The sequence below is a fragment of the Granulicella aggregans genome, from assembly GCF_014203275.1.
Classification (GTDB): domain Bacteria; phylum Acidobacteriota; class Terriglobia; order Terriglobales; family Acidobacteriaceae; genus Edaphobacter.
Map to the genome: position 1 here is coordinate 22,644 of NZ_JACHIP010000029.1, position 7,040 is coordinate 29,683.

Sequence of the window (7,040 nt, forward strand, 5' to 3'; positions counted from 1 at the left end):
GGTGACAGTGAACCCGGCAGATTCTCTCCAAGGAGGCCTGTCTGAGGAGGGTTGTCTTGAGCCGAAACGCGCCGTTCTAGAACGGTGCAGTGCCACATCATAAGCAAAACGACAATCTAAACCAACCTAGCTTCCCTAATACTCCCTGATTCAGGAAGCAAGGACGCCGAGTGACGCTATCATGTTTCGAAGCTCGGGGTCCTCTGGGAAGCGCCGTATACCGTCGTGAAGGATTCCATGGGCCTTATGGCGCATATTTGTATGCAGGTGCAGTGTTGCGGCCAAAACGAAGTTGAAAGCGGATAGGCCTTTCATTGAAAGGCGTCGGTTGGCAACCTCGCAAGCGTCGATAGGCCGTCCCGCGAGAAATGCTGCTGTCGCATATATATCGTAAAGTTCGGTATTGTCGAGACTCTGACTAAGGGCGGTCTCGACACGGGCCATGCCGGATTCGCTGTGGCCGAGGTTGACCTCTGCCGCGCCGAGTTTGGCGAGTGTGAGCGGGGATGCGTCGCCAAGTTGTATAGCTCGTTCGTAGGCCAGACGAGAGTTTTTGTGATCGCCAGTCTGGAGATAAACGTCGCCTAGGGTGCTGGTCGCGAGCGCGTGGTTCGGATCCAGGCTGGTCGCGCGGTGAATGTGCTGGAGTGCCTCATCATAACGACCTAGACGCGTCAAGCAGACGCCGTTATAGACCCACCCCCCAGGTTGGTACGGACAGAGACTGATCGCCTTTTCGAAGTACGGTAGAGCGGTTGCAGCTTGTTTGGCGTGATCGAGTTCCGCTATACCCGCTCCAAGGACAGCTTCGTAGCTCTCAGGGGAGCCAAGAACCTTCTTGAGCGCAAGGCTATAGTAGAGGTTCTCCTTTTGGGAGCGACGTACTGTTGTGTCCTCTACGTATCCGAAATGGTGAATAAGGAAATCCCCCCTCCGGCGGTGAAGACCGAGCTCGTCGATCCGGTCGGCGACTGTCTCGTGGACGCAGTGTTCAAAGTAAATTAGGGGATCACGGCGAAAAAGACGGGTGTTGCTAGATGGAAAGTAGGCAGGGTATCCGCCGGTTTCCGGTGCAATGACTGGGTTAGCCCTGGCTTGCTCGCCGCTTGACCGGAAGCCGGCGTCCATTACGTAATTCCAGGTTGTTACATCGTAGCCGAAGACGCTAGAATCGGTTGTGAGCGATTTAATCTGTCGCGCCGCTGCCTGATCGAGCATCTCGTCGGCGTCCAGGAAGATGATCCAGTCGCAGGTTGCGTGTTCGAGAACCGCATTACGCGCGGCAGCAAAGTCATCCTGCCAAGGTACTGAGACAATGCTTGCCCCAAACGATCGCGCGATTCGCAGCGTGTCGTCCGTTGAGCCGGTGTCGCCGATAGTAATGCGATCAGCGATGCCACGCATGCTCTCGAGACAGCGGGCGATGCTAGCCGCACCATTCTTCACTATCATCGAAAGTTCAAGTGTCAGCATGGGAGGGCAACTAAGAAGGTAAAGTCCGTTTCCTGAGGATACTGATTCGCGAACGGCGATGTACTCCCACGAAAGTACTATGCCTGAACACAGAATGGTCCGGTTTCCAATGCTCTCTGTTTTGGACTCTCTGAATTGAATGGGCCATAGGCGTGCTTGTTAGATCTCCGAGCAGCCCATCTCGTGGATCGCTCTTGATCTCGCTCTCGCACGTGAGCAGAGTATCGCTGTCGTTGTCGCAAAACGGCCTTATGGGAAACTGCTCTCCGGAGCTCAGAGTCGCTGATTCACTGCCGGCTTTTTGTAGAAGACTTTTGCATGGCCTGGATCTTGCCAACTCGTTGGCATTAAAGTGTCGGTACGGGCGAACATCTATCCAGATGCGGGATTGGGCGAATCTCTCGAATTTGCATGGCCGCATGCCTTACATGATGTGTTTATGCCACTATGTTTGTCATCGGGTTTGAAGGCGTAGCATCAGTCGGAGCCTTGACTCGACTCGGAGTGCGCATGAAGAATTTCTCGCGGCGGGATTTGTTGAAGACCGGGCTGATGGCCCCGGCGGTGGCGGCTGCTCAAGGATTGGGACCGTTGGGGGTTGTCGCTGCGGCACAAGGCCAGTCTGATCCTGTGGCGGATCGTCAGCCGCTCGGCCCGGAAGGAGCGACCCAGGATCAGTCAGCAGTTGCTCCAGGCACATCGGCAAGAGAGCGGTTACTACTCGATTTCGGATGGCGATTTCATCTCGGAAACGCGAATGACCCGGAGAAGGACTTCGGGTTCGGAACGGCTCGTGCGGGAAACTTTCAGAAGACCGGGAATTTCCTGCCCGAGGGGTCTGTGGCATTTGATGACGGCGACTGGGAGGCGGTCAATCTGCCGCACGACTGGGCGATCGAGCTGCCTTTCACCAACGACCGGGCGCTCGAGAGCAAGGGATTTTATCCACTGGGCCGGAAGTACCCAGAAACGAGCATTGGTTGGTACCGGCGAGTGTTCGAGCTGCCGGCGGAAGATGCGGGAAAGCTGCTTACGCTCGAGTTTGACGGTGCCTACCGCGAAAGCATGGTGGTCTTCAATAATTTCTATATAGGAACGCACAAGGGCGGATATGACCCGTTCAGCTTCGATGTAACTGCGTTCGCCAATCCAGGCGGCCGGAATGTGTTGATGGTTCGGGTTGACGCCACCTCCACTGACGGATGGTTTTATGAGGGGGCCGGGATCTACCGGCATCTCTGGTTGGTGAAGACGAGCCCGGTGCATGTGAAGCAATGGGGAACCTTCGTGGCCGCGAAGGTTAGTGATGGGGCAGCCACGCTCGCGATTCGTACCGAGGTCGCGAATGGTGAGAAAGAGAATCGGACCATACGTGCGATTGCATCGATCCTCGATCCCGAAGGCAAAGTCGTGGGCAGATCACGGTCGGACGCGATCTCAATTGCTGCGTTAGGGGAGCATGAGTTTACCCAGGAGATCGTGGTGAAAGACCCGATGCTTTGGTCGCTTGAGCAAAGGCATCTCTACCGGATGGTTACGGAACTGGAAACCGGTGGAGTGAGGGTCGATCGTTACGAGACCCGGTTTGGAATTCGGACGACGCACTTCGATGCAGAGAAGGTTTTTTTTCTCAATGGAAGCGCCTTGAAGCTGAAGGGTACCTGTAATCACCAGGACCATGCCGGGGTGGGTGTGGCAGTACCCGACGCGGTTCAGTATTACCGGGTCCGCAAGTTGCAGGAGATGGGTTGCAACGCTCTGCGAACCTCGCATAATCCACCGACACCTGAGCTCCTAGATGCGTGCGACGAACTGGGGATGCTGGTCTTCGATGAGACCCGCATGATGTCTTCAAACGATGAGGGGCTGAATCAGCTTGGCGATCTGGTGAGGCGGGACAGGAACCGGCCAAGTATCTTCATGTGGTCTATGGGGAATGAAGAGGGAATGGCGAACAGAGAGCGCGGTGTCCCCATTCTGTCCGCCATGAAGGCGCACGTTGATGCTTTGGATGGAACCCGTCCGGTTTCGATTGCGCCGACAGGCGCGATCGGGAAGGGCGGCCTCGCGGTACTCGATGTAATTGGATACAACTACATGGACCCGCAGGCGGAGGCGTATCACAAGGAACATCCCGATCGTCCAGTGATGGGGACGGAGACCGTGAGCGCGGTTGGCACACGTGGAATCTATGTGACGGACAAGGCGAAGGGGCTCGTTTCCTCCTACGATCCGTACACGACGAGCGGAAGGGCCTCTGCAGAAGGATGGTGGCGATTTTGCAATGCAAGGCCTTGGGTTTCAGGCGGTTTTGTCTGGACCGGATTTGACTATCGGGGCGAGCCTTCCCCGAATGGATGGCCCAACATCAGCTCGCAGTACGGGATTATCGACACATGCGGCTTCCCCAAAGACTCGTTCTATTACTACCAGTCTTGGTGGACCTCAAAGCCCGTGCTTCACCTGTTTCCGCACTGGAACTGGCCGGACTATGAAGGCAAGACGATCTCCGTTCGGGTGTACTCGAACCTGGACAGGGTGGAACTCCTGTTGAACGGGAAGAGCCTTGGCGCTAAGGATGTCCCGCGCGATGGTCATGTCGACTGGATAGTGAAATACGCTCCGGGAGTGATCGAAGCTCGCGGATTCAAAGGCAGCGAGGTGGCACTTATGGCGAAGCGCGAGACGACGGGAACCGCGAAGACGCTGGTGCTTACCGCGGACCGCCAGACGCTGAAAGCGGATGGAGAGGATGTCGGGATGTTTGCCGTGGAAGTACGCGACGCAGAAGGACGGGTTATCCCGATTACCGAAAATGACCTGAAGTTCAAGGTTTCGGGAGCCGGGCAACTGATCGGAACGGGGAACGGTGACCCGACCAACCAGCAGCCCGATAAAGGCGATTCACGCAAGGCATTTGGCGGTTACTGCATGGGGCTAGTGCAGACAGAGAAGAAATCTGGACGCATTACAGTTGAAGTTAGCTCGCCGGGGCTCACTCCCGCGAAGGTCACGGTTGAGGCGACGGCGACCGAGTTGCGGCCCCAGGTACCGGTGTGGGAGCGCAGAGTTCCTGAAGGACAAGGGATTACTGGGTTGTGGAGGCCGGTACCGGGAGCGCCTCCACCTGGCATCATGGCATTCCTTGTAGGCAGCGGAGCTTCGGTGTTTACGTTGGTGCAGAAGGGCAACTCAGTCACCGGACAGATGGAAGGAGGCGGAGGCGGCTTTCTGGGTGGAGCGGACGACGGTCCAGTCACCGAAGGAAAGGTCGACGGGGAGCATGTGTCCTTCAAATCTGGGAATGGCAGCTACGTAGGTACCATAAAGGGCAATCGAATGGAATTGCAGAAGACGATCGACCTCGGATGGCTCGGCGAAATGTTGGCCCGCAAGAGAGAACCAGGAGGTGAAAGACCCGCGATAGGACCAGCGTCGGATGGGTCTGATCCCTCGATCGATGTGCCGCCTATGAGCGGGCCTCCGGTGGTCGCAGTGGTGCTTCAGCGGTCGGAGCGTTAGTTTCGCGCAAGCAGCAGCTTCGACCGTCGTGCCGCCGAAGTGATCGAGATTTCCGAAAACACCGACTTTCCGGGAAGAATCTTGATGCACCCCTAGCCAATACTGGATCGTGTTTTTCTTCGCGGCGGATCTAATAGCCTTCCAACAGCGGAAAGAATGCCGAACAATAGGCACAGGTCTGCTGATGCGATGCCTCCGGTGACAATCGGCGAAACCCATTTTGCCGTCCAGGGAACAAACAAGATCAAGGGGACATGAAGGATGATCAGACCAAGGACGGTGGCCCAGAACCAAACACGCCTTTTGAGATCCCACTTCAGCCCAAGAAGGAAGAGGAAAATTGCAAGGCTGCCCAAAATCGGCAGAGCCAGTTCAAGTCGGCTAACGTGATTCAACAGCGAAACGACGGGCAAACAAACGGCTGCCCATGCCAAAATGGCCCACCAAGGGAGGCGCACCTTTTTGGCTGCTTCTATGTCTTTCTTTAGATCACGGGCAAATCCCATCGAGTACATCCAAGCAGATGAAGATCAGAAGTGCAATGTCTTGGAAGGCACTTTCTAGCCATAAGTGATTGCGACTCCCAGAAAACGGGGATTGCGGCAAATTCGACCGGCTGGAGACGCTGGACAGCTGATATGCGCTGCATCTCTTTTCCGAGGCCTAACGCCTACGTCTCCAAATTGGTCCGTTCAGCATCCAGCGCCAGCAATAGTCTACTGATCTCACCGAATTCGGGAGACCAACGTTTGTTGCGTACAAAGTTATTCACCAAAAACGGCGTCATGGGAAACTTGGAGCCAACCGAGGAGATCGGCCGGCTCCGTCCGGTCACCCTAAACACCTCAGCTTGCCGACACCCCGACTTTCAAGAATCAAGGTAAGCGTACGCTGGGTGGCGCCGCAGGACCTGCACTCCTTGACAGTCTAGGAAGAACGGCTCATCCTTTCTCCTAGACTATCAAGGAGAGTTTGCGTGTCGAAACAGGTCGACCTCTTGCAAGGAACTCTTGAACTTTTGATCCTAAAAGCGGTATCGCTTGGCCCGTTGCATGGCTATGGAGTACTGCTGCGGATTATCCAGATCTCCGGCGAGCAGCTAGTGATTCAGCAGGGTTCGCTCTACCCGGCGCTCTATCGGCTGGAGGCATCCGGGGCGCTGACGACTGAGTGGGCACCATCCGAGAACAATCGCCGCGCTAAGTTCTATACGTTGACACCCATCGGCCAAAAGCAACTTGATCAGGAGATCGAGCAGTGGCGGCAGATGTCCCGCATCATGGGCGCGATCATCAAGCTGGCAACCGCGCCTGAGGTTGGGGCGGAGGTGGCGGGATGAAGAACCGAGTGAAGCTACTGTTTCGATCGCTGCTCAACCGTCGCCGGGTGGAGGCAGAGATGGAGGACGAGATTCGCTTTCACCTGGATGCTCGCACCGCAGACCTGATCGCGGCCGGTAGGACGCCGCGCGAGGCAGCGCGGCAGGCTCGACTGGAGTTTGGCGCGAGCGAGCCTCACAAGGACGGCATGCGCGCGGCACTTGGTATTCGCTGGGCCGACAACCTGATCGCAGATTTGCGCTACGCTGTCCGACTGCTGCGAAAATCGCCCGGCTTTACTGCGATCGCCGTTAGTTCGCTGGCGTTGGCGATCGGTGCCAACACAGCGATCTTTTCTGTCGCCAACGAAATGCTTTACGAGCGGCTCGCCGTCCCTCGACCACGCGAGCTTCACATGTTCTACGCAGTGGGAAAGAGCCCTACAGTCATCCATGGCAGCTGGGGCAGCAACTTCCATGACGACGATGGACGCAATCATATGGACTCGGTGGCGTACCCGTTCTACCGGCAGCTGGTGGAGAACAACCGCTCCGGACTGGAGATCTTCGCCGCCAAGCCGCTCCCCCAGCTGAACGTAACCGCAAATGGGCAGGCGCAGCCTACAAGGGGGCAACTTGTCTCCGGCAACTATTACAAGGCTCTCGAGATCAAGCCCATGTTGGGCCGGTCGATCCTGCCTGCGGATGATGCCGTACCGGGGCGCGG

Annotated in this window: 5 protein-coding genes; 3 read left to right on the forward strand and 2 right to left on the reverse strand. The window is 56.7% G+C overall.

Annotated elements, in window-relative coordinates; genetic code table 11:
* Positions 1–150: 150 nt before the first annotated feature.
* Complete coding sequence (locus HDF16_RS27945; protein WP_348641457.1) at positions 151–1,473, reverse strand: glycosyltransferase; 1,323 nt, start codon at positions 1,471–1,473, stop codon at positions 151–153.
* Positions 1,474–1,983: 510 nt separating this feature from the next.
* Between HDF16_RS27945 and galA the strand changes: the two genes are divergently transcribed.
* Positions 1,984–4,995, forward strand: coding sequence for a beta-galactosidase GalA (gene galA, locus HDF16_RS27950; RefSeq protein WP_184223882.1), 3,012 nt, complete (start codon positions 1,984–1,986; stop codon positions 4,993–4,995).
* Positions 4,996–5,087: 92 nt separating this feature from the next.
* On the opposite strand, the gene HDF16_RS27955 is transcribed toward galA, so the two are convergent.
* A complete protein-coding gene (locus HDF16_RS27955) occupies positions 5,088–5,501 on the reverse strand; it encodes a hypothetical protein (protein WP_184223884.1) in 414 nt (137 codons plus the stop codon).
* Between the two features lie 470 nt (positions 5,502–5,971).
* On the opposite strand from HDF16_RS27955, the gene HDF16_RS27960 reads away from it, so the two are divergent.
* Together HDF16_RS27960 and HDF16_RS27965 are read left to right on the forward strand one after the other, a co-directional pair.
* On the forward strand, positions 5,972–6,334 hold the full coding sequence (locus tag HDF16_RS27960) for a PadR family transcriptional regulator (RefSeq protein WP_184223886.1): 363 nt from the start codon (positions 5,972–5,974) through the stop codon (positions 6,332–6,334).
* A partial coding sequence (locus HDF16_RS27965; protein WP_221313326.1) for a permease prefix domain 1-containing protein occupies positions 6,331–7,040 on the forward strand: 710 nt, incomplete at its 3' end. The genes HDF16_RS27960 and HDF16_RS27965, both read left to right, overlap by 4 nt.